General features: G+C 40.5%; 18 protein-coding genes. 7 read left to right on the plus strand and 11 right to left on the minus strand.

The window, feature by feature from the left end; translation table 11 throughout:
• Window positions 1-233: 233 nt before the first annotated feature.
• The 3 genes from H6541_14000 to H6541_14010 all read left to right on the plus strand — a co-directional run bounded on the left by H6541_14000 (window position 234) and on the right by H6541_14010 (window position 4,781).
• The gene (locus tag H6541_14000) at window positions 234-3,593 is read left to right on the plus strand and encodes an isoleucine--tRNA ligase (GenBank protein MCB9016897.1); all 3,360 of its coding nucleotides are present in this window, start codon (window positions 234-236) and stop codon (window positions 3,591-3,593) included.
• A 41-nt stretch (window positions 3,594-3,634) separates the two neighbouring features.
• Window positions 3,635-4,039, plus strand: a complete 405-nt coding sequence (locus H6541_14005) for a TraR/DksA C4-type zinc finger protein (protein ID MCB9016898.1) — start codon at window positions 3,635-3,637, stop codon at window positions 4,037-4,039.
• Between the two features lie 145 nt (window positions 4,040-4,184).
• A complete protein-coding gene (locus H6541_14010; GenBank protein ID MCB9016899.1) occupies window positions 4,185-4,781 on the plus strand; it encodes a lipoprotein signal peptidase in 597 nt (198 codons plus the stop codon).
• A 191-nt stretch (window positions 4,782-4,972) separates the two neighbouring features.
• Here the strand turns inward: H6541_14010 and truB are convergent, their stop codons facing one another.
• The 9 genes from truB to H6541_14055 form a co-directional block, all read right to left on the minus strand.
• A complete protein-coding gene (gene truB / locus H6541_14015) occupies window positions 4,973-5,707 on the minus strand; it encodes a tRNA pseudouridine(55) synthase TruB (protein MCB9016900.1) in 735 nt (244 codons plus the stop codon).
• On the minus strand, window positions 5,707-6,486 hold the full coding sequence (locus H6541_14020; GenBank protein MCB9016901.1) for an undecaprenyl-diphosphate phosphatase: 780 nt from the start codon (window positions 6,484-6,486) through the stop codon (window positions 5,707-5,709). The genes truB and H6541_14020 overlap by 1 nt, the downstream gene beginning before the upstream one ends.
• A 3-nt stretch (window positions 6,487-6,489) precedes the next feature.
• Window positions 6,490-6,774: a DUF3098 domain-containing protein gene (locus H6541_14025; protein MCB9016902.1), complete on the minus strand. Its 285-nt coding sequence runs from the start codon at window positions 6,772-6,774 to the stop codon at window positions 6,490-6,492.
• A 117-nt stretch (window positions 6,775-6,891) separates the two neighbouring features.
• Entirely contained in the window at window positions 6,892-7,770 is an 879-nt protein-coding gene (locus H6541_14030; protein ID MCB9016903.1) for a cell division protein FtsX, read from the minus strand.
• A 259-nt stretch (window positions 7,771-8,029) separates the two neighbouring features.
• Complete coding sequence (locus H6541_14035; protein MCB9016904.1) at window positions 8,030-8,542, minus strand: DUF4252 domain-containing protein; 513 nt, start codon at window positions 8,540-8,542, stop codon at window positions 8,030-8,032.
• Between the two features lie 2 nt (window positions 8,543-8,544).
• A complete protein-coding gene (locus tag H6541_14040) occupies window positions 8,545-9,069 on the minus strand; it encodes a hypothetical protein (GenBank protein ID MCB9016905.1) in 525 nt (174 codons plus the stop codon).
• Window positions 9,050-9,520, minus strand: coding sequence for a sigma-70 family RNA polymerase sigma factor (locus H6541_14045; protein MCB9016906.1), 471 nt, complete (start codon window positions 9,518-9,520; stop codon window positions 9,050-9,052). Before H6541_14045 ends, H6541_14040 begins: the two co-directional genes overlap by 20 nt.
• Before the next feature lie 119 nt (window positions 9,521-9,639).
• Window positions 9,640-10,134: a DUF4252 domain-containing protein gene (locus tag H6541_14050; protein MCB9016907.1), complete on the minus strand. Its 495-nt coding sequence runs from the start codon at window positions 10,132-10,134 to the stop codon at window positions 9,640-9,642.
• Between the two features lie 130 nt (window positions 10,135-10,264).
• Entirely contained in the window at window positions 10,265-10,873 is a 609-nt protein-coding gene (locus H6541_14055) for a hypothetical protein (protein MCB9016908.1), read from the minus strand.
• Window positions 10,874-11,198: 325 nt separating this feature from the next.
• Between H6541_14055 and H6541_14060 the strand changes: the two genes are divergently transcribed.
• From H6541_14060 to H6541_14075, 4 genes are all read left to right on the plus strand, one after another.
• Window positions 11,199-13,982, plus strand: a complete 2,784-nt coding sequence (locus H6541_14060; protein MCB9016909.1) for a leucine--tRNA ligase — start codon at window positions 11,199-11,201, stop codon at window positions 13,980-13,982.
• A gap of 210 nt (window positions 13,983-14,192) precedes the next feature.
• Window positions 14,193-15,311, plus strand: coding sequence for a T9SS type A sorting domain-containing protein (locus H6541_14065; protein MCB9016910.1), 1,119 nt, complete (start codon window positions 14,193-14,195; stop codon window positions 15,309-15,311).
• 180 nt (window positions 15,312-15,491) lie between these two features.
• A complete protein-coding gene (locus tag H6541_14070; GenBank protein MCB9016911.1) occupies window positions 15,492-16,322 on the plus strand; it encodes a DUF3108 domain-containing protein in 831 nt (276 codons plus the stop codon).
• 127 nt (window positions 16,323-16,449) lie between these two features.
• Entirely contained in the window at window positions 16,450-22,548 is a 6,099-nt protein-coding gene (locus H6541_14075) for a hypothetical protein (GenBank protein MCB9016912.1), read from the plus strand.
• Window positions 22,549-22,597: 49 nt separating this feature from the next.
• Here H6541_14075 and H6541_14080 read toward each other — a convergent pair whose 3' ends face one another.
• On the minus strand, window positions 22,598-23,170 hold the full coding sequence (locus H6541_14080) for a hypothetical protein (protein ID MCB9016913.1): 573 nt from the start codon (window positions 23,168-23,170) through the stop codon (window positions 22,598-22,600).
• Window positions 23,171-23,263: 93 nt separating this feature from the next.
• Window positions 23,264-23,968, minus strand: coding sequence for a hypothetical protein (locus tag H6541_14085; GenBank protein ID MCB9016914.1), 705 nt, complete (start codon window positions 23,966-23,968; stop codon window positions 23,264-23,266).
• Window positions 23,969-24,139: the final 171 nt, after the last annotated feature.

A 24,139-nucleotide genomic window follows, 5' to 3' on the forward strand; every position in this document is an offset into this window, starting at 1 on the left:
ATGTCAACAATAAAGCAAAATAAAATTGTATAAAAAATAACAGCCGGGGAACAAAAATTTGCTTAGGCTTGTAAAAACAACCAAATCTAACTAACTAAAACACATCTTCATGGATTAAGAAACGCTAATCCACTCATAATGTCGGTAATATAATTTTCAGTTCATAAAAGTTTCAATGAAATTTCCTACTTTTGCACCTCTTTAATCAATAGCCTAAAATTACAGGAGCATTAATGAACAAATACCCTGAATATAAACAACTTAACCTTTCATCACTCGGCAAAGAAGTGCTGCAGAGATGGGAAGATGAAAATGTATTTCAAAAAAGCCTGGATATCAGACGCGACTGCAAACCTTTCATTTTCTATGAAGGGCCACCCTCAGCCAATGGAACTCCTGGTATCCATCATGTTATGGCCCGGGCCATAAAGGACATTTTTTGCCGCTACAAAACCATGAAAGGCTTTTTGGTTAACCGCAAAGCGGGATGGGATACACACGGCCTGCCGATTGAAATTGCTGTTGAAAAATTTCTGGGCATCACCAAAGAAGATATTGGCAAAAAAATTTCGGTTGACGATTACAACAAGGCTTGTCGCACCGAAGTAATGAAATACAAGGACATGTGGGATGACTTAACCCGCCGGATTGGCTATTGGGTTGATTTGGAGCATCCTTACATCACTTTCGACAACAAGTACATGGAAACCATCTGGTTTCTGCTATCCAAACTTTACGAAAAAGGGCTTTTATACAAAGGCTACACCATTCAGCCTTTTTCGCCTGCTGCCGGCACCGGACTTAGCACCCATGAGCTGAATCAGCCTGGTTGCTACCGTAATGTTAAAGACAATACCGTTGTTGCCCAGTTTAAAGTTGTCCGCGATACAAAATCAGCTCATTTGTTTACCGACCTGCATGGTGAACTTTTCTTTATGGCCTGGACAACCACCCCCTGGACCCTGCCCAGCAATACAGCCCTGGCTGTAGGTAAAAACATTGAATATGTAAAGGTTAAAACCTTTAACCCATATACTTCGCTGCCCATAACTGTAATATTAGCCAAAGAGTTATATGGCAGGTATTTTCCTGAAAAAAATGCCGGACTGAAGCTGACTGACTTCGAATCAGGCCAAAAAGCAATTCCTTTTGAGCTGGCCGGCAATTACAAAGGCAGTGAATTGGAAGGAATGCGTTATGAGCAGCTTCTGCCATATGCACAACCTGCCGAAGGCGACGCTTTTCGCGTGATAACAGGTGATTTTGTTACTACCGAAGACGGCACAGGTATTGTACATATAGCGCCAAGTTTTGGTGCCGATGACTTTAAAGTAGCCAAACAAAACGGAATCGGGGCACTTACACTTGTTGACAGACAAGGCCGCTTTACCGAAGAGATGGGCGAATTTGCAGGCCGTTATGTAAAAGCAGAGTATGCTGCGGATTACGATCCTTCTAAAGAAGACAATGTGGATATCGATATCATTGTCAAACTTAAAAAGGAAAACCGTGCTTTTAAAACAGAGAAATACGAGCACTCTTATCCGCACTGCTGGCGTACCGATAAACCAATCCTTTACTATCCTCTGGACAGCTGGTTTATTCGCACTACCGCCTACCGCGACCAGATGCTGGCATTAAACAAAACCATCAACTGGAAACCTGAGGCAACCGGTACCGGTCGTTTTGGCAACTGGCTCGAAAATCTGGTCGACTGGAACCTGAGCCGTTCACGCTATTGGGGAACACCTCTGCCAATCTGGATGAGTGAAGACAAGGAAGAAACCCTTTGCATCAGCTCTGTAGCGCAGCTCAAGAGTGAAATTGAAAAATCGGTTGCTGCCGGATTCATGACATCCAACCCATTGGAAGCATATCAGCCTGGCGATAATTCTGACAGCAATTACAGCTCGTTTGACCTGCACAGGCCTTACGTAGATGATATTGTACTGGTTTCACCTTCAGGCAAAAAAATGCTGAGAGAAACCGATCTCATTGACGTATGGTTTGACTCAGGCGCCATGCCATTTGCCCAGTTCCATTACCCATTCGAAAACAAGGAAACACTTGACCGCTATTTCCCGGCCGATTTTATAGCCGAAGGCGTTGATCAAACCCGCGGTTGGTTCTTCACCCTCCATGCCATTGCTACAATGGCGTTTGACTCATTGTCGTTTAAAGCAGTTATTTCAAACGGACTTGTACTTGATAAAAACGGCAATAAAATGTCGAAACGCCTGAACAATGCAGTTGATCCGTTTGAAACCATTGAAAAATATGGCCCTGATGCAACACGTTGGTACATGATTACCAATGCACAACCCTGGGATAATCTTAAATTTGACCTTGAAGGAATTGGCGAAGTGCAGCGTAAGTTCTTCGGAACCTTATACAATACCTACAATTTCTTTGCCTTATATGCCAATATTGACGGGTTCACATACAGTGAAGCAGAAATTCCGTTAAACGAACGTCCGGAAATTGACCGGTGGATATTATCAGAGCTTAACAGCCTTATAGAATCGGTTGACGGATATTATGCCGACTACGAGCCCACCAAGGCCGGCCGCGCCATTGCCGATTTTGTAGATGCACATCTCAGCAACTGGTATGTTCGACTTTCGCGCCGCCGTTTCTGGAAGGGCGACTATTCAACTGACAAAATATCAGCCTATCAGACACTGTATAAATGTCTCGAAACTGTTGCCATCCTTTCTGCACCAATTGCTCCGTTCTTCACCGACAGATTATTTACCGACCTGAACGCAATAACGGGCCGCAACAAGGCAACATCAATACACCTTGCTGACTTTGTAAAAGCTGACACTTCCTGTATTGACAAATCACTTGAAGAGCGGATGCAGATTGCACAGAAAATATCATCAATGGTGCTTTCTTTGCGCAAACAGCACAGAATCAGAGTAAGGCAACCCTTAAGCCGTATTATGGTTCCTGTATCTTCCGAAGCTTTCAAAGAACAGGTTGAAGCCGTTAAAAACCTGATCCTTAGCGAAGTCAACATCAAAGACATCGAATACATTACAGGACAGGGCATTCTGGTAAAAAAAGTAAAAGCTAACTTTAAGGCCCTGGGCCCCCGGTATGGCAAACTGATGAAACAGATTGCTGCAACACTTGCGGGTATTGACCAATCATTGATTGCCCAGTACGAAAAAGAAGGAAAGCTGAACCTGTTGGTTGAAGGTGAATCAGTTGAACTGATTGAAGGAGACATGGAAGTTATTACCGAAGACATTCCCGGATGGGTTGTTGCATCTGTTGGCACATTAACTGTTGCACTTGATGTTACCATTACCGAAGAACTTCGCGAAGAAGGAATTGCCCGTGAGCTCATTAACCGAATTCAAAATATCCGTAAAGACAAAAACTTTGAAGTAACCGATAAGATTATCATCGAAGTTGAGAAAAACAATGGGCTGAGTGAAGCCCTGAATCATAATTATTCGTATATTTGTTCAGAGACCCTCGCCGAATCGCTGCAGTTTGTTGAAGGCATTCATCCTTCTAAAAGCATTGTAGTTGATTTGTCAGACGACCTGCAGGCAGTTATCAGCGTTGAACGCTTAGGCTAAGAGCAATAGAAACAGAGGTACGAACCTAAACTAAAATGGCTATGAACGTAAAAGAATCACAGGAAGAAAGCGTAAAAAACAGATATTCCGATGAAGAATTGGAAGAGTTTAAGCAAATCATCCTGACAAAGCTGGAGAAGGCTCGTAAAGATCTAAAAATGCTTACCGAAGCTTTTGCAAACAGCAATGAGCATGACATCAGCGACACTTCGCCTACATTTAAAGTGCTGGAAGAAGGCTATCAGGTTAATTCGAAAGAAGAAAACAGCAAACTGGCTGCTCGACAGGATAAGTTTATTACTGCTCTTGAAAATGCACTTGTCCGTATTGAAAATAAATCCTACGGAATTTGCAGAGTAACCGGTAGACTGATTTCGAAAGAAAGGCTCAGAATTGTTCCGCACGCCACGCTCAGCATCGAAGCTAAACTTAATCAACCTAAATAACTGATTAAGATCGTTGCCTTGTGATGGGAACTTTGCCCCCTCATCATTTCCAAAAAATTCAACCTGTTTTCGGGCAGCTATGCTGTGCCTTGCAGTGTAGTTTCCCTCAATATTATCCGTTATTGCTGACAAAACCCCGGGAATTTTGAAAAAATCATTTTTAATTGTCACTATAGTTCTGATTATTGATCAGACACTGAAGTTCTGGATAAAAACCAATATGAGCCTGGGTCAGGAGTTCAATATTATTGGCAACTGGTTTATTATTCATTTTACTGAAAACCCGGGCATGGCTTTTGGTATGCAGTTTGCCGGTGATTATGGAAAGTTAATCCTCAGCCTGTTCAGAATTGTGGCTATAGCAGGTATCATTTACTACCTGTACATGATTACCCGTAAAAAAGTAAAAACAGGGCTTTTAATCAGTCTTTCGCTGGTATTGGCTGGCGCTATTGGCAATATGATTGACAGTGCTTTTTATGGCATGTTATTCAGCAGCAGCAATTATTTTGAAGTTGCCCGCTTTTTACCAGCCGAAGGAGGTTATGCTTCATTCCTGCACGGACGGGTGGTTGATATGTTCTATTTTCCGGTTATGCAAGGCTTTTATCCCCAATGGGTGCCTTTCTGGGGAGGTGAAGAATTTATCTTTTTCAGACCAGTCTTTAATATCGCTGATTCTTCCATCACCATAGGGGTATTGATGATGATTGTTTTTCAAAAGCAGTTTTTCAAGAAGTAATCTGCGCATTCATACTATAAGGAAGCCAAGGCTCTATTACGTTTTGCCAGCCCCTTTTCCTGATTAATACATGCTATTGCCTTCCTCTGACATCAATAATATGTTGTAAGACTCATGTCTGGTGACAGAGTCTTCATATGCTGAAACAAAATGATGCGCATTCAAGTTGTTTCCTTCGCATATTTAGCCAATTAAACTTTGGTTTCCAGTGTTTCGTTGCCCGAATTTTCCTGCTCTGCTAAAGCTGTAAGATCGGCCATTAATTCATCGAGGTTATGGGCATCTGTAAGCAGGAATTCGCCTATACGAGTGCGTCTTAAAGCGATAAGGTGCGCTCCGCTTTGCAGCAATTCACCAAAATCGCGGGCAATTGAACGGATATAAGTTCCCTTACTGCAACTAATCCTGAAATCAACATCAGGCATGGCAATCCGGGTTATTTCAAATTTTCTGATATGAACCGAACGGGCTTCCAGCTTGACTTCCTTTTCATTTCGGGCATAATTATAAGCCCGCTTCCCTCCTATTTTGATAGCTGAATAAACCGGCGGAATCTGTTGAATTTCTCCAGTTAGTGCGGCAGCAGCGTCCAGTATCATTTTATCAGTTATATGCCTGGTTTCGTATTCCTGATCAATTTCCTTTTCCAGGTCAAATGAGGGAGTGGTTGCGCCAAGCCTGAATGTACCGGTATACTCTTTTTCCTGCCCCTGAAACTCATCAATCCGTTTGGTTGACTTACCGGTACAAATAATAAGCAATCCATCAGCCAGCGGATCAAGGGTTCCGGCGTGCCCGACTTTGATTTTTTTGATACCCAGTTGCTTCTTCAGAAAAAACCTGAAGCGGTTAATCACATCAAAAGAAGTCCAGGTTAACGGTTTATTAACGAGAAGAACTTCTCCTTCTTCAAATTTATAATGCATCAGGCAATATTTAGGTCATATCCTAAAGCCAGCATGGCCAGGATGATTAGTCCGACTATTATCCGGTAATAGCCGAACACTTTAAAACCATATTTGGTCAGGAAAGCAATAAATGATTTAATGGCAATAAGTGCTACTACAAAAGCAACTGCATTGCCTATCAACAATGAATCAATATTGTCAGAAGTAATTGTCTGATAGTTTTGCAGCAATTTGTAGCCTGCAGCAGCAAACATGGTTGGCACAGCAAGAAAGAACGAAAATTCAGCTGCATTGCGGCGATCTAGTTTCTGAGTCATACCCCCAATTATGGTAGCTGCTGAACGCGAAACGCCGGGAATCATGGCAATGCATTGAAAGAAACCTATTTTTAATGCGGTGGGATAACTAACTGTTTGGTCTTTGGCCGGGTTTTTAAACCATTTGTCGACAAACACGAGCACTATTCCACCTAAAACCAACATTACAGCAACTACTACCACATTTTCGAGCAGGCTGTCGATAAAATCGCTTAGAAGAAAACCGATAACGGCTGCCGGCAAAAAAGCGACAAACAACTTAAAGTAAAAATCCAATGTTTGAAAAAAACGTTTCCAGTATAAAACAATCACCGAAAGAATTGCTCCAAACTGAATATTCACAGTAAAAGCCTTAACAAAATCATCAATTTTAATACCCAGCAATTCCTGGGTAATAATCATATGGCCAGTGGATGAAACAGGCAGAAACTCAGTAATTCCTTCCACTATTGCAATGATAATTGCCTGAAGAGTATTCATACTTTAATCGCGGGGTTTCTTCATTATGGCAAAAATTTCAATGATGTAGCCTGCCAGTATGAGCAATGGAGCAACGGTAAGTCGTTGCACATTAAAAATAGATTCGTTAAAAACGTTTGGATCATCTGATCCACCGCCAACCATGAGCACAAAACCAAGCACAATAACACCCAGTCCAATTAACATCAGGCGGTAGTTCTCTTTCCCAAAAGCGAACTGAAGCTCTTTATCGTTTACCGGAGCAGCCTTTTTTTCGGCAGCTACTTTTACCTTTTTATTTAAATCCATGTTAATTAATGCTTTATGTAAATTATCAGTTTCCAAAATAACAGGTTGTTTAAAAATCATCCACAACCACAAGCCACTGAAGCCCTTTTTGAACCAGGAAATACAGTAAAATTCAAATCAATAATAAAGATTATCATTACTTATTCGCAGGTATTTACGAACGGCAAACAAGGTTGAAATACCAGTAATAAACAATCCCAAAGCGGTAACAATTCCAAACAACGACAGAAACATATCAATATCCTGCAAATCAACCAGTTCAGGCATAGCCTGTCGTGAAAAATAAAGGACAAGACCGAGCAAAACTATGGCAATCAACGCACTAATAAAACCATGTAACAAACTACGCAGTAAAAATGGTTTTCTGATGAAGCGTTGTGTTGCACCAACCAATTGCATGCTTTTGATAATAAAACGCTTACTGTACACAGTCAGACGGATTGTATTGTTAATCAAAGCAAAAGAAATCAGTAACAGCACCAGAGTAAAAGCCATAATTACCATACTTATCCGGCGGATATTCTGATTAACAAGATCAACCAGTGACTTATGGTAAAACACTTCCTTTACTATCGGATTGGCCACCAGTTTTTTTTCCAGAATTTTCAGGCTGTCATTGTTGGCATAAGCAGCGTTTAGCCTGATATCAATAGAGGCAAGCAAGGGATTATACCCCAAAAAGCCAACAAAATCTTCGCCTAAATCTTTGGTAAGCTCTGTTGCGGCCTCTTCCTTGGTAATATATTCTGTTGATTTTACAAAATGCTCCAAATCGAGTTTTTTCTGAAACTCGAGAATCCCTGATTCTTTGACTTCCTCTTTAATAATTACCGAAAAGCCAATGTTTTCCTTTACATAGTCCGAAAGTTTACTGGCATGTAAAACAATCAAACCAAGCAAGCCCAGCATAAAAAGTACGAGTGAAATACTGATTATGGTGGTTGCTGTTGATGTTTGTAAACGCCTGCGGCTGAGTTTGTCTTCGGTGCGTGACATATGCTGAATTATGGCCACGAAAGTAATAAAAAAACAGAAACGAATTTTTGCTGCGGCCTTTATTGAATGGCAATAAAAAAAGCAGGTTCGATTCTTTTTACCTTTTGATTGTTTTGCAATGCTTGCTCATAAAGCAAACTGCCATCCTTCAAAACAGTGAGAATGGCAGTGTTGGATTTTCAGCCCGAAGTTTTTGATGAGGTTGCAACAGACAACGTAAAGACAAAATAACAGGTAATTATCGGGGAAAGAAATTCAATTATGGCTTTCCAACCTTCTCAATATTATCCATGCCTTCAATGTCCATGGCTTTTGATAATTTAGAAATTGACTTCAGATTGATATTACCGGTTATGTATATCAACAGGTTCTCATTTCCTCCTCCAATCATAAGAAATTCGGTAATTACATTTCCTTTTTTTCTGATGAGCATTTTAAAAACCTGGTCTTTTTCTTTTACTGACATGAGCTCTTCGTACTGCGCAGCCGGCAAACTTTTACTTATTTCCCTGAAAAAATTCAGGCTTCCTTTGGCTATGGTTTCATCGGGGGTGAGAATCCGGATTGACTCAAGACCTTTTACGGCATTGTTGAACTCATCTTTGCTCTCTGTTTCACTGGCAAATAAACTGAACATGGCTCTCGAAATGGTAACTGTAGTAAATCCATCTTTATCACCATATCTGGCAAACAATTGTTCCACCGCTGAATTTTGTCCTTTTACGCCCAGTGTACAGGCCAACAAACCCAGAAAAATCAGGATTCTTTTCATGATTATTTATTTTTTACCGAGTTAACAACTTTATCTATTTCTGTAATTCTGTGAAGATGATCAAACGATTCATCAACTTTTGACAAGTACTTCAGTTTAGACGAACTGCTGTTCATCGCCCTGGAAACTTTCAGTAATGCTTTTTTGGTTTCCAGGTATGCCAGATGAGGGTTGTCAAACGTATCCTTGACTTTCACTTCTGGTTTATCTATAAGCTGAAACAGTCCCAATACCAGGACAAGAACCGCCGCAACACTTCCCAGCCATTTAAAAATCCTCCTGTTTCGGTTTTCTGTTTCATCTCTCCATTTATGTTCAATAAGGGCATTCAATTCCTTTGCCACATCAAATGAAGGAGTTGTATCAGCACCGGCCTCTGTAAAATGACTAAACATTGCTTTAAAAATCAGATGTTCTTCTGCAACATCGGGCCGACTGAAATATTCTTTCAGCAGGCCTTCCTCCTCCAGAGTTGATTCACCATCGAGATATTTGTTTAAAAGTTCTTCAATCCTTTGCCAATCCATAGCTGTATATTTTGATTAACTCATTTTTTACCCATTTCCGGGCATTACAAAGCTGAACTCTTACGTTGTTTACTGAAGTTTCAGACAAGACTGCAATTTCTTCAAAAGTAAAACCGTCAATATCGCGCATTTGCATGATTAATTTTTGCTTTTCGGGCAACAAATTCATCACTTTCCGGACTTCAATAAGGCTTTCATTATGGTCAAAAGCAATTTCAGGGTTGAGTCCAGTAGATGATAACACTTCAATATCAACCACAGGTTTAAGAAGACGAAGTTTATCCAGGCATTTATTTTTAAGCATAGTACAGGCGAAAGCATCGATACTTGACAAATGATGAAGTTCGCCGCGCGTTTCCCACAGTTTCAGGTACAATTCCTGCAGAATATCTCTGGCTGATTCTGAATCGCCCAGCAAGCGGTATGCCATGCGATAAAGCTTTTCGCCCATCGGCAAAACGGTTTTTTGGAACTCCTCTTTCGTCATAACCAGTTCAAACGGCCGCAGTGTTTCTTACTTCTATAAGTTCGCTGTATATACTTCAAACATCAACAAACCACATTTAATCGTTAGTTTAAATCCTCGTGGTGAGTATGGTTATCATCTGCCACGTCATTTGCTATCTTTTTCGCCTGTTCAAGCGACATACTCCCGGTAACTTCAATCAATACATTGTTATCGCCACCTGAAACAAACAACACTTCTGTAATGCGTTTTCTGTCTTTTTTGCATAAAAGAATTGAATTTTCGCCATTGTGCTTTACACTCATCAGCTCTTCATAACCTGAGCGATCGATACCCGGAACAATTTCCGAATAGAAATTCATTCTCTTGTTAAGCGCTTCGTCCTGAATGGTAAGTATCCTGAGCGAATTTATTTTTAAGTCAGGGTCCTGAGCACTGGCATCAAGCATTTCAGCCGGCAAATTGGAAAACTTCACCGTCAGAAAACCGTCTTTATCGGCATAGCGCTCGAAAACTTTATCGAAAGTGTGATTTTGAGATGACACACTACAAGAACAGAAAAGGCCAATCAGGCAGGATAATAACAGGTTTTTCATCATGATTCGTCTTTAGTTAATTGTATGATTTACAAATAAGACGAATGAAACCCGATTTTATTAATGTGTTTCCCGAAAATAATTTTGAATTTGCCTTTTGCCGGAAAATAGCACTACAACAAAAAGTATATTTTTAATATCCAACAGAATAAACTACCACTCCCTTTTTTTTAAAGTCAGCCACCATCCGTTGGTAATTGTCCTCATTTATATTACTTAGTTCTTTTCTGGTAATGGCTTGATTATAGCTTAGGAAAAATGTTCCGAAAAAGGAAGAATCAAAATAATAGGTGGCAAACGGATTTGATTTCAATCTATCAATATCATCCTGACTCAAAATAAGAATATCACCGGCACCGTGATAAATTTTTTCACCTTTATCCAGTTCGCGCACCGATTTTACCTTGTTATAATCAAGGTTTCCCTGAAACTCCGCCTTTGTGGCAATTAACTCATCAATGGAATCGTTTTTAATGATGAAAATTTCGGTAATCAACTCCATTTCCCATTGATAGCCTAATGTCTGGAAGTATGGAAGCATACTTTCTGGAAATCTGTTTTTCCAGACAGCGGTATCCAATACCCCTGTTAGCCAGGCTTCATTCCATTTAACATAACCTGTAACCTTTTGCCCGCTGGTCAACGTAAGTTCAACTTTTCTAAGCTCCCAGCAAGCCAAACAGCCTGCCTTTGCATTATAAAAACCGATAACCAGGATGATTATTACCAATAAGTTCTTCATAAAGACAGTTTAAAAGGGGGGTATTGCCGGATTAAATTTTCGATAAAAATAAGAAAATAACTCAGCATGCCATCAACATAAATGACAACAAAACCGCCATCAACCTGATGGTGCAGCCTGCGTAAAAAGAAAAATATGATAAATGACCGTAATCCCGGTCAAAGCCATAAACAACAATTGATGCAGGCAAACCAAATGACGGATATCAAAACCATGAATTACAATCTGAAACTCAAAACCTGAGGCGAGGAGCCTTTTTGATTGACCCTTCGTCCCAAATCAAAATCCTTTGTACCTTTGGCCCCTTAAAAACAAAGCAAAACCAATGGATTATAACTTCAGGGATATTGAGAAAAAATGGCAGAAAGCCTGGGCAGAAAATAAAACCTACAAAACTGAGATCGACCACAGTAAACCTAAATTCTACGTACTGGATATGTTTCCTTATCCTTCAGGTGCAGGTTTGCATGTAGGTCACCCTCTTGGCTACATTGCATCTGACATCTACGCCCGTTTCAAAAGACTGAAAGGTTTTAATGTATTGCATCCGATGGGATACGATGCTTATGGACTTCCAGCTGAGCAATATGCTATTCAAACCGGCACACACCCTGCGGTTACTACTGAAAAAAATATTGCCCGCTATCGCGAGCAACTCGATAAAATAGGCTTTTCGTACGATTGGGATCGCGAGGTGCGCACCAGTGATCCGGCCTACTACAAATGGACTCAATGGACATTTATACAGCTTTTTAACTCATGGTACAACAATGAAACCCAAAAAGCTGAACCTCTTGAAAAACTAATATCGGCTTTCAATCATTCGGGCAATCAAAACATCCATGCAGCCTGCAGTGAAACATCACCATTTACTGCAAGCGACTGGAATGCCATGAATGAAAAAGAACAGCAGGAATTACTGATGAATTATCGGTTGGCATACCTTGCCGATACCATGGTGAACTGGTGTCCGGCATTAGGCACAGTTTTGGCAAATGATGAAGTCAGCGACGGGTTTTCGGTCAGAGGCGGGCATCCTGTAGAACGCAAAACCATGAAACAATGGCTATTGCGCATCACTGCTTATGCCGATCGATTACTTGAAGGACTTGAGCGGGTTGACTGGTCTGAGTCAATCAAAGAAATACAGCGAAACTGGATTGGCCGCAGTGAAGGCTGCTCAGCTGAATTTGCCATCAAAGATTTTGATCAAAAATTAGAGATATTCACTACCCGTGCCGACACCATGTTCGGGGTTACATTTATGGTTTTGGCCCCTGAACATCCCTTTGTTTCAGAAATTACAACCAGCGATTGCCGCGAAAAGGTTGAAAACTATGTACAATGGGCAAAAAACCGCTCTGAACGGGAAAGAATGACCGAAGTAAAAAAAGTGAGTGGTGAGTTTACCGGTGCATACGCCATCAACCCGCTAAATGGAGAAGAAATTCCCATTTGGGTTGCCGACTATGTTCTGATGGGATACGGAACAGGAGCAATTATGGCTGTTCCGGGTCACGACAGCCGCGACTTTGCCTTTGCCCGCCATTTTAACCTACCCGTAATTCAAGTTGTAACCCGTAAAGGAGAAGCACTGGTTGACCCGACAGATTGGGAAGACTCCTACGATTCGAAGGAAGGTGTGATGATCAACAGCGGATTTATTACAGGTATGGAGGTTAAAGAAGCTATTTCGACCACAATACGAAGGATAGAGGAGATGGGAATAGGCTATGGAAAGGTTAATTTCCGGCTTCGCGATGCTATTTTCAGCCGTCAGCGCTACTGGGGCGAACCTTTTCCGATCTACTATAAAGACGGAATGCCATATGCCATAAGTGAAGACCAACTTCCACTCGAGCTGCCCGATGTAGATGCTTACCTGCCAACTGAAAGTGGAGAACCACCTTTGGCACGGGCTAAAAACTGGAAAAATAATGACGGTCATTCATTGGAAACCAATACAATGCCCGGCTTCGCCGGCTCAAGCGGATATTATCTCCGGTATATGGATCCGCGCAACGATCAGGAATACTTTTCAACGGAAGCCAATGCCTACTGGCAAAACGTTGACCTTTACATGGGCGGGGCCGAGCACGCTACAGGCCACTTAATATATTCCCGTTTCTGGAATAAGTTTCTTTTTGATCTTGGAAAAACGGTAAAAGACGAACCATTTCAGAAACTTATCAACCAGGGAATGATTCAGGGACGTTCCAATTTTGTTTACAGGATAACAGGTACGAATAAATTCGTAAGCTACAATCTCCGCAAAGAATACGAGGTACAACCCATCCACGTTGATGTAAATATCGTTCATAACGACATTCTTGACATTCAGGAATTTATCAAATGGCAACCCCAGTTCGCTGAAGCCGAATTTATTCTCGAAGACGGCAAATATATTTGTGGGTGGGAAGTTGAAAAAATGTCAAAATCGAAATACAACGTCCAGAATCCTGACGATTTGATTGAAAGGTATGGTGCTGACACCCTTCGGCTTTATGAAATGTTTCTGGGGCCTTTGGAACAGTCAAAGCCTTGGGATACCAATGGCATTGAAGGTGTTTTCCGGTTTATGCGCAAACTCTGGAGACTTTACCATGACTTTGACAACAACTTCCTGGTAAATGACAATCCCCCGTCTGCAGCTGAACTAAAAGTACTGCACAATACCATCAGAAAAGTTCAGGATGATATAGAACGCTTCTCGTTTAACACCGCAGTTAGTGCATTTATGATTTGTGTCAATGAACTTACTGAGCTAAAGTGTAATAACCGCAGCATCCTCAGCGAGCTTGCCGTTCTTATTTCGCCTTACGCTCCTCATATTGCAGAAGAACTCTGGAATCTATTGGGCAACAAAGGCAGTGTAACACAGGCAGCGTTCCCTGAATATAATAATTCTTTTACGGTTGAAAATACATTCGAATATCCCGTTTCATTTAACGGGAAAATGCGTTTTAAACTCGAATTACAATTAGGAATTCCGGTTGCTGAAATTGAAAAAGCAGTATTAAATGCTACAGAATCAGCCAAATATCTGGAAGGTAAAACCCCGAAAAAAGTCATCATTGTTCCCGGAAAAATCGTGAATGTCGTTATTTAGAATCTTCTAATTCATTTTATTTGACAGGGATACGGTAATTCGTATCCCTGTTCAGTCTTTGACAAAAACTTTGAATTATCTAATGGGCAGGTGTAAGAAACTTATACACCAGCTACTTTTTAAGCGAATGCTTCACCAAACTATTCTGACAATAGTAAGAGAAAATGATTATTTTTGTCTCACTAAGTCACTCATTTAAAACTTTTTCAATTGAAAAAATTTACTCTCTTTACCATTTCACTACTCGCCTTATCAGTAATTTTAATAAGCTGGGGAGCTACTGGTCACAGCAAAATCAGTGAATCATCTGCCTTATCGTTCAATCAGCAAATGCAGGGTTTTCAAACCTGGATTGGATTTCTGCGCGATCATGCGTCAGATGCAGATTATCGCAAAGCAACTGACCCGACAGAAGGGCCTAAACACTACATTGATATTGACAATTACGACTCTTTCGTTTCTTCAGGAAGAATTCCGCAAACCCTTGACTCTGTGGTAAGCATATATGGGGCAAATTTTGTTGAAGACAACGGAATACTCCCATGGGCAACACTAACTTCATTTGATTCACTTCGCAACTGCCTGCAACGCCTCGATTTTGACAATGCCAAAATTTATGCAGCCGATCTTGGACATTATGTAGCCGATGGCCATATGCCATTGCACATTACCAAAAACTACAACGGTCAGTTGACAGGAAACACAGGAATTCATTCCCGCTATGAATCTACCATGATCAATGCATATATTGCTCAGTTTACCTATCCCGGCCAGGATGCTACTGAAATTTTAAATGTAAACCAATATGTATTTGATTACTTATATGGCAATTACAGCTATTGTGATTCAATTCTGGCGGCTGATAATTATGCCAAATCCCAATCGTCAAACTATTCATCATCCACTTACAAGAATGCATTGTGGAGCAAAAGCAGAAGCTTTACCATTCCCTTGTTTGAACGTGCATCGCATGCTTTGGCTTCGCTTTTATACACCGCATGGATTCAGGCCGGAAGCCCTACTTTAGTCCCAACCGGCACAGATGAAAATTTAACCATAAGCAATGCTGTTCTGCAACAAAACAAACCCAATCCATTTAGATCATCAACACAAATCTCTTACACAATTAAAGAAACTTCAAAAGTACTTTTACAGGTGCATGATATCAATGGCAATATAGTTGACACGCTGGTTAACTCAACCCTGAATAGTGGCGATTATTCCTGTAACTGGACCCCCGCACATTGCAGTACCGGCATCTATTATCTTGTTTTACATTCAGGCAAATTTATTCAGGCCAAAAAAATGGTGTATTCAGGACAGTTTTAATTTGATGTCAATCAGCTTCTTAGAAACGATAACAACTTATTCAAAAAGAATTATAACTCAACACAGTTAATTTTTTGTTGTTTCATTAGTTTTTAACAACTTCATCCTTTTACTTTTGTTGATAGGAATAGCATTCCTTTTGGAACGCTTTTTGCAAAACAAGCTTTAAACGATATTGGGATGAACATCAAATCTGCTTTTGTAAAACTCCTTCTGCTTACTTGTATTCTCATATCAGTAAAACATACAACTATTGCCCAGCCCTTAAGAACCATTGAAAATGCAGCATTCACAACCGGCGAAAAGCTTACATTCAGGGTTTATTACCATTCTTTGGTTACGGGCAAAGTCACAGCAGGAGAAGCAAATCTTGAAATAAAAAAGAATACTGTAAAAAAGAATGGCCGTGATGCTTATCATATTATTGGCTCAGGGCAGTCAAAAGGAGCATTTAACTTCTTTTTTAAAGTAAATGACCGTTTTGAAACTTTTGTTGATGAGCAGGCATTGATTCCCTGGCAATTTACTCGCCGTACCCGTGAAGGTGGGTATAAAAAAGACGATGAAGTCAACTTCAGACAAACCATGGGACTTGCTGTCAGCCGAAATGCTGTTACTAAAATCCCCGAGAATACACAGGACATCCTCTCCGTATTTTACTACGCAAGAACACTAGATGTAACCGGCCTTCAAATGGGCGATTCATTTCCTCTCTCCTTTTTTCTCGATGATTCACTCTATGTTTCTAAGATTGTATATCTGGGCAAAGAAAAGATAAAAACAGAGCTGGGTGAATTTAACTGCTTAAAGTTTAAGCCAATGGTGCTTAAAGGAAATGTATTTAACGAGCCTTACCCCATGCAATTGTGGATTACCGATGACCTTAACCGTTTGCCTGTAATGGTTCAAACAGCCGTTATTGTTGGCTCAGTTAAAATGGAACTCATTGAATACCAGGGGCTGAAAAACCCTTTTAACTCAAAAGTTGCCGTTACCCGAAAATTAAACTAATGCAATCGGAGTAAATTTTTTGACTTCGGTTTATGGAATTTCACGCTAACTCACATCCTGATATCTGAACGTAGTGGCATTTCTTTGCCGGATACAGGGCGTTTTACTGTTATAAAACAATTGAAATATGAGAAATAGACTTTTGCTGATTCTCAGCATAACTGGTATACTTGCTTTTGCAGGTTCTGAAATAGTAAGGCATAATTTAGTGCCTGATTCTCAAAAAATAAAAACCAATATGCAAAATAGCCATGACAATGATGGTATCTGGAAGAAGATAGATTCACTGGCAAATGAAGGCTTGCCACAATCAGCGCTCAGTTTGGTTAATTCAATCTATCAATCTGCAGAAAAAGATGGCAATATGCCCGAATTTCTGAAGGCCTCTATTTATCAGCTAAAACTAAGAAGCGATTTTGAGGAAAATTACATTGAGCACTTTATAGGTGAAACCGAAAAGAATATCGATACAAAAGCGGCTCCGGCCCGACAAGTATTGCACTCAATCCTGGCCGACCTTTACTGGCAATATTACCAGCAGAACCGCTACAAAATACTCGACCAGTCAATAAATCCTTCCAACACATCAACTGATTTGGAAACATGGGATGCCGTCAGATTTGTACAAAAAACATCGGCTCATTACCAGGCATCACTTGAAAACTCTCCCCTATTAAAATCCATTCCACTTAAAATTTTTGACCCTATTTTACAACCCGCTGAAGGATCTAAAAAATTCAGACCGACACTTTTTGATTTTATAGCACATCGCGCTGTTGATTTCTTTAAAGACAACGAAGCTTCAATCACAAGGCCTTTGAATCCTTTCATTATGAAGGACTCTGCCCTGCTGGGAACTACAAATGATTTCATTTCATCAAAAATCCAAACATCCGACACATTATCATTTCATTATCAGGCCATTAGACTGCTGAAGCAAATGGAAGCATTTCACCAGAACGACAAAGATCCTGTTGCGTATATTGATGTTTTGCTCAAAAGAATGGAATTTGTAAGATCCATGATCAATTTGCAGAACAGAGACAGTGTTTACCTTAAAACCCTTACTCAACTTGAGGCCGATTACGCTGACCTGCCGGTTTCGGCCGACATTATTGAGAAAATTGCAGCTTTCTGGTATACCGAAAACATACCATCAAATCTAAAAAGTTCAGTTTTAGAACAAAATGAGCCCGGTAAAAATTACGTTATCGCCCGTCAGTGGTGTTTGAAAGCCATTGAAAAATATCCTGAAAGTGATGGCGCCAAAAACTGCAGAATGATACTAAATGATATTGAAGAACCTTCCGTTAGCTTTATAGTCGATCAGCAGCAAATTGCTGACCAGGCATTTCCGGTTCTTCTCAATTTCAGAAACACAAAAACCATTTGGTTCAGATTGTTAAAACCTGATTATGACAGTAATACCGGCTTCAGACAAGAAGTTTACAGTGAACGGGGCATGGAAAAATATCTTGAAATGAAACCTGTAAAATCATGGAGCCTGACGCTGCCTCCAACCAGTGATTACTTAACACATAGTGTCGAAATAATAATGCCTGCCATTGAATTGGGCTATTATGCCCTGTTGGTTTCAGGAAGCGAAGACTTTAAACAGGGAAGCAACACACTGGCAGTGCAGGATTTCTGGGTAAGTAACATCAGCTACCTGAGCAAACGTAACGACGATGGCTCAGGCCTGTTTTACGTTCTTGATCGTGCATCGGGCAAACCACTTCAGGATGTTACCGTTCAATCCTTTACACGAGAATATGATTCCCGCAGCCGTAGTTACATCCGCAAACACAAAGAGGTTTATAAAACGCTTTCTGATGGTTCATTTATTATTAAAACTGCTGACGCAAAAGACAATGCTACCCTTTCTTTTGATTTTAAATTGAAAAACGATCGGCTGGTCGCTGAAAATTATTTCTCGCGTTACCGAAATTATGAATCAATGAAAGGAGAAAAATTAAATACTTTTTTCTTTACAGACAGAGCTATTTACCGGCCGGGACAGATTGTGTATTTTAAAGGAATTGTTGTTGGTAAAGAAGGCGAAGTGAACAGGATTGTTGCAGGCGAACAGTCAACTGTTAACCTCTTCGATGTAAATGGACAGAAACTTTCATCTATTGACGTTTCATCCAATGAATTTGGCTCATTCAGTGGATCATTTGTTTTACCGGCTTCTTTACTTGGCGGACAATTCCGAATTGAAAATGGAACAGGAAGCACTTTCATCAATGTTGAAGAATACAAAAGACCAAAATTTGAAGTTCAATTTCAGCCCATTGCCGGAAACTACCGCCTGAATGAAACAGTAACCTTAACCGGAAAAGCTGAAAGCTATACAGGTGTGCCTGTTACCGGAGCAAATGTCAGCTACAGGATTATTCGTGCTGCGTCATTTCCGTTTATGCGCTATGGTTACAGGCTTTGGCCCGGCCATTTACCCGAAAGTGAAATTGCCAATGGACAGCTGACAACTCTTTCAGACGGCACATTTGAACTGAAATTTAATGCCCTCCCCGACCCTTCTGATTTTGGCGACCTCGACCCTGTTTATCACTACACCGTTTTTGTTGATGTAACTGACCTGAACGGAGAAACCCATTCTGCTGTAACATCGGTTCCGGTAAGTTCAAAAAACCTGCTAATTGCACTGGATATGCCGTTGACCATTAACCGTGATAATGATCCCACATTCAGATTATCATCTACAAATCTGAACGGCAAAAGTATTCCTGCCGAAATTAAAATTGAAGCCTACAAACTTAAACAACACGACAGAATTACCCGAAAACGGAACTGGGAAGCTCCGGATATGACACTTTATGAGCGAGAAGAGTTTATAAAACAATTGCCTTCCGATTTATACATGAATGAAAACGAACAGGCTTTAAACAAAGATAAATCCGTTTATCAGAGCACTGTAAATACAACTACCGACAGTGTCTTAACCATTTCAGGCCTTTCGAAATGGGAGCCCGGAAAATATCTGATCACGCTAAGTGCTACCGATGCATATGGCCAAAAAGTAAACTCAGATAAAGAGATTGTGGTCTTTTCCGCTGAATCAAAAAAAGTTCCGGTTAAACAAGCTTTATGGTGCAGCTTGCTTACACCGGAAGTAAAGGCTGGTAACAATATCAGGCTGCTTGCCGGAAGTGCGGTTAAAAACGCGCAATTGCTCTACGAAGTACAGCTTAAAGGAAAAACAGTAAAACAAGAATGGATAAACCTGTCACAGGAGCAAAAACAGCTTGATTTCAATGTACCTTCAGATTTCTCAGGAACCGTAGACATCAGTTTAACTATGGTATACGACAACAGAAGTGAAAGTTTTATCACTTCTGTAAATGTACCTGACAAAAGGCATGAACTGAATATAGCGTTTGAGTCATTTCGCAGCCCGCTGTTACCAGGTGGAACAGAAAAGTGGAAGCTTAAAATTACCAACCCCGATGGCCAACCCTTGTCAGCAGAACTACTCACAACCATGTACGATGCTTCACTTGATGCCTTTGCCCCTCTCAACTGGCCTTTCAGTATTTATGAAAAATGGTATGAAGCCACTTTCTGGGAAAAAAGTCATGCATTTGAAACTGCTTTCAGTTTTGTTTCCCGGGACCGTCGTTTTGATAGAAATCAGTTAGTTTTCAGACAATACGATCAGTTAAACTGGTTCGGTTATAACATGTTTGGAAGAGGCTTTAATGGCCGGGGTCTTAAGGGTGGATTCTTACAACCAGAGGCAATGGCAAAGGTTGACAATGTAATGCCGGAAGATGACAAGGAATACGAATCCGAAGAATTATCGGTTACGGTTCAGACCGACAGCAGACAATCTATCCAAAATCCTGAGCCACAAATACGCCGAAATCTGAACGAAACAGCATTTTTTTATCCTCAGCTTTCGACAAATGAACAAGGTGAGATTCAGATTGAATTTACCACGCCTGAGGCCCTAACCCGCTGGAATTTTATGGGTTTGGCCCATACCACTGATTTAAGATACCATCAGTTTACAAAAGAAGTTATTACCCGTAAAGACTTGATGGTTACACCCAATCTGCCTCGCTATTTTCGTGAAGGAGATAAAATAAGTATCCAAACAAAAGTAAGTAACCTTTCACCTAATCCAATGCAGGGTTGGGCAAAACTCCAGTTGTTTGACGCCATAAGCATGAAACCCCTCGATGATTTGATGAAAAACGATTCAGTTTTGCAGGATTTCAGTGTGGATAAACTTGGCAATACATCCGTTCAATGGGAAATTGCCATCCCTGACGGACTCGAAGCTGTAATGGTTCGTATAACAGCTCAGGCAGGAAATTATAGCGATGGTGAAGAAATGATACTTCCTGTGCTGACCAACCGCATGCTGGTTACTGAAACTTTTCCTCTTCCTGTAAATGGGAAAGAAACCAAAAAATTTGATTTCTTAAAACTTATCCATCAATCTGACAACAGTTCAAGTCTCCGCAATCACCGGCTAACACTTGAGTTTACTTCCAATCCAGCATGGTATGCTGTTCAGGCACTGCCATATCTGACAGAACAATCAGGTGAAAATACCGATCAAATATTCAATCGCCTTTATGCCAATAGCCTTGCGGCCTTTATTGCTAATAGTAATCCCAAAATCAAGGCAGTATTTGATTCATGGAAAAACCTTACGCCTGATGCGCTTCTATCGAATCTGGAAAAAAACCAGGAACTGAAAAATCTAATGATAGAAGAAACGCCATGGCTCATGGATGCAAAGGATGAATCGGCTCAAAAACAACGTATTGCGCTTATGTTTGACATAAACAGAATGGCCTCCGAAAAACAGACAGCAACCCAAAAACTACAACAATCACAATCAGTCAGCGGAGGTTGGTCATGGTTCGCTGGGATGCCGGAAAGCAGGTACATAACTCAGCTTATTGTAAGTGGATTTGGCAAGCTTCATTATTTGAAAGTTACAGATCTAAGTAAAGATGATGCTTTACATAAAATGGTACAACAAGCCGTCGTTTTTCTGAGCCGTGAAATGGCAGATGATTACAACCGTTTGCTTAAAGATTATCCAAAGGATATGGAAAAAAATCACTTAAGCGAACAACAAATACAGTTTCTTTATGCAATGAGCTATTTGCCCGAAACGATAAAGCCTGACAAAAATGCAGAAAAGGCCATAGCCTATTTCAGTGAGCAGGCCCGCAAATATTGGACAGGCCGCGGTCTCTTTACACAGGGAATGATAGGCTTGTGGGCCGGTCGAAGCGGAGACAGAAAGACTTCATCGGCCATTCTCAAATCAGTCAGAGAAAAAGCACTTTCCAATACTGAAACAGGTATGTACTGGCGCGATAATACCGGAGGTTTTTACTGGCATCAGGCACCGGTTGAAACACAATCTCTTCTAATTGAATTTTTTGAAGAATTTGGCAATGATTCGAAATCGGTTGACCAGATGAAAACCTGGCTGTTAAAACAAAAGCAAACCCAGTCATGGCCAACTTCAAGAGCAACTGCAGATGCAGTTTACGCCCTGTTGCTTCGTGGTGGTGACTGGCTTCAAACAAACCCGGGAGTAAATATAACTGTCGGAGAACAGACACTAAACCTGGTATCAAAACAACCGGATACGCATAGTGAAGCCGGAACAGGATATTTTAAAAAATCGTGGAATGGCGGTGAAATTACACCTCAAATGGGGAATGTAAGTATCAGCAAATCAACCACCGGCCCTGCATGGGGAGCTCTTTACTGGCAATACTTTGAGCATCTTGACAAAATTTCAGGTCATAACAGTCCGTTGCGCATTCACAAACAGTTATTTATAAAAACAAACACCGAAAACGGGCCTGTATTGCAGCCAATAAATGATTCCAATACACTTCAGGTTGGTCAGCAAATTACAGTAAGGGTTGAGCTTTCAACTGATCGCGATTTAGAATACGTCCATCTGAAAGATATGCGTGCTGCCGGTTTTGAACCCGTTAATACACTTTCAGGTTACCGATGGAATGGAGGACTGGGTTATTACGAAAACACCCGTGATGCTGCTTCAAACTATTTCTTTAGCTATCTGCCTAAAGGTACATGGATTTTTGAATATCCGCTCACTGTAACTCATTCCGGAACGTTTTCAAACGGTATCACTACTGTTGAATGTATGTATGCCCCTGAATATTCCGCTCATTCTGAAGGAAGCCAAGTTATCATCAGGTAACTATATAATCAGCAGAAAAAGCCGCTCTTTTTCTGCTGATTATATCATTTCATTTTTGCCCAGCCCGATGAAGAGCCAGATGCCACCTGAAGCAAAGATTACCCCAGGTATCACTGTGTGTACATCCACAAACAGCTTCAGACATCACCGCGTTCTCAATCCTGAAAAGCAATGGTCCGTCAACCGGATTGTACATCATTACAGGCAAATCACTCATTTTTTCCCACTGGTAAACTTCGTATTTCCACACTTCCTGCCGGCCTTCTAACTGACAAGTAAGGTTTAGCTTTAAATACTCCTTTCCTTCCTGTTTTGTCCATTCGCCCGATAGGTTCGAAATAGATATTACACCTTGTTCCTTTACTTTAATTCTTTCACCTTCAATCATTTTCTGCGATTCACCTTTAAATTCAACAGGTGCACACTCGGCAAAAGTTACCAAACCGGCTGAAGAAATCTCAACAGGAATTGTAACCAATGCGTCAAACGTAGGGAAAGTTCTGGAATAACTTAAAGTAAGTGAGCCTGAATAGTCCGTGCCGGGATTTATGTCATCCTCTTTCTTTTCGCAGGCAACCAATAAAGAAAGAAACAATGACACCAGCAAAACACGTGTTGCCATGATGCCATAATTTTAATATTGATAGCGTAATATACGAAATATTTGGCTAATATCCAACACTTTGGAGTAATATTATGGCAATTAAATGTGCTGCTATTTATTTGGATTTTCACTATATTCAATCAAAGTAATGTAGCCCATATCATCAACTTCATCCAGACATTGCATCCAAAGATCCCAGTAATCTTCATCATTACTTTTTGGTTTTATCACCAGACCAGTACCTTCTGAAGCCAGCAACTGTTCTGTTTGAAGCCCGATTTTAGTTTTATAGTCGAGCATAATTTGCGACAACGCGCTTATTTCATCACCCGAAGAATTTGTCGTTTGTTGATATAACCTGCAGGGCAGATGCCTGTAGTAGTCACATACTTTTTTGAAATCGGATTTGGTGTGTCCTTTTTTACCAACCATCGAACTGATACCCCAGAAAGGCACCATTAAAATATCAGGATTGTTCTTTTCAAGAAACTTTATGCACTCCTCAGTATTAATCGTTAATACCTGAATCCATTGTAAAGATGTTTCAGAATTGCTGCAATCATTTGAATTGTAACATAGTCTGTAACCATGATAATAACCTTCATCAACCTGCATGATCATCTGTGGCTGTGTTTTTTCAGGTGAAGTAAAAAACATTTTTACGACAGAAGCATCATGGTTTGAAAGAAAAAGATTCGACGAAATATTTTTACGATAAGGGATGGCATCAGCAAAAGGCTCAACCCCTAAAGGTTGAGCCTTTATAGAAGATGAAAAAAGCGCCAACAAAGTAATCAGGAATGTTATTTGTTTCATGGCACCCGAAGTTTAAAATAGTTATCCAAGACAGGATAGTCCCCCCTGACTGATTTTATTATTAATCATAAATACCCGAAAAAGTAATATCTGATATACCAATTTGTATTTAAATGGCAGTAAAAAAAGCTTAGAGAGGACTGTAGCCTTAAAATGTTTAATTTTGCACCT

The sequence above is a fragment of the Lentimicrobiaceae bacterium genome, from assembly GCA_020636745.1.
GTDB lineage: Bacteria > Bacteroidota > Bacteroidia > Bacteroidales > Lentimicrobiaceae > Lentimicrobium.

Excerpts from the sequence above, each read along its gene's own strand:
- H6541_14045 (MCB9016906.1), bottom strand. The coding sequence starts at position 9,520 with ATGGGCGAAAAGCTTTATCGCATGGCATACCGCTTGCTGGGCGATTCA.
- truB (MCB9016900.1), bottom strand. The coding sequence starts at position 5,707 with ATGCATTATAAATTTGAAGAAGGAGAAGTTCTTCTCGTTAATAAACCG.
- H6541_14035 (MCB9016904.1), bottom strand. The coding sequence starts at position 8,542 with ATGAAAAGAATCCTGATTTTTCTGGGTTTGTTGGCCTGTACACTGGGC.
- H6541_14085 (MCB9016914.1), bottom strand. The coding sequence starts at position 23,968 with ATGAAACAAATAACATTCCTGATTACTTTGTTGGCGCTTTTTTCATCT.
- H6541_14060 (MCB9016909.1), top strand. The coding sequence starts at position 11,199 with ATGGATTATAACTTCAGGGATATTGAGAAAAAATGGCAGAAAGCCTGG.
- H6541_14055 (MCB9016908.1), bottom strand. The coding sequence starts at position 10,873 with ATGAAGAACTTATTGGTAATAATCATCCTGGTTATCGGTTTTTATAAT.
- H6541_14030 (MCB9016903.1), bottom strand. The coding sequence starts at position 7,770 with ATGTCACGCACCGAAGACAAACTCAGCCGCAGGCGTTTACAAACATCA.
- H6541_14005 (MCB9016898.1), top strand. The coding sequence starts at position 3,635 with ATGAACGTAAAAGAATCACAGGAAGAAAGCGTAAAAAACAGATATTCC.
- H6541_14050 (MCB9016907.1), bottom strand. The coding sequence starts at position 10,134 with ATGATGAAAAACCTGTTATTATCCTGCCTGATTGGCCTTTTCTGTTCT.
- H6541_14075 (MCB9016912.1), top strand. The coding sequence starts at position 16,450 with ATGAGAAATAGACTTTTGCTGATTCTCAGCATAACTGGTATACTTGCT.
- H6541_14000 (MCB9016897.1), top strand. The coding sequence starts at position 234 with ATGAACAAATACCCTGAATATAAACAACTTAACCTTTCATCACTCGGC.
- H6541_14025 (MCB9016902.1), bottom strand. The coding sequence starts at position 6,774 with ATGGATTTAAATAAAAAGGTAAAAGTAGCTGCCGAAAAAAAGGCTGCT.
- H6541_14040 (MCB9016905.1), bottom strand. The coding sequence starts at position 9,069 with ATGGATTGGCAAAGGATTGAAGAACTTTTAAACAAATATCTCGATGGT.
- H6541_14080 (MCB9016913.1), bottom strand. The coding sequence starts at position 23,170 with ATGGCAACACGTGTTTTGCTGGTGTCATTGTTTCTTTCTTTATTGGTT.
- H6541_14070 (MCB9016911.1), top strand. The coding sequence starts at position 15,492 with ATGAACATCAAATCTGCTTTTGTAAAACTCCTTCTGCTTACTTGTATT.
- H6541_14020 (MCB9016901.1), bottom strand. The coding sequence starts at position 6,486 with ATGAATACTCTTCAGGCAATTATCATTGCAATAGTGGAAGGAATTACT.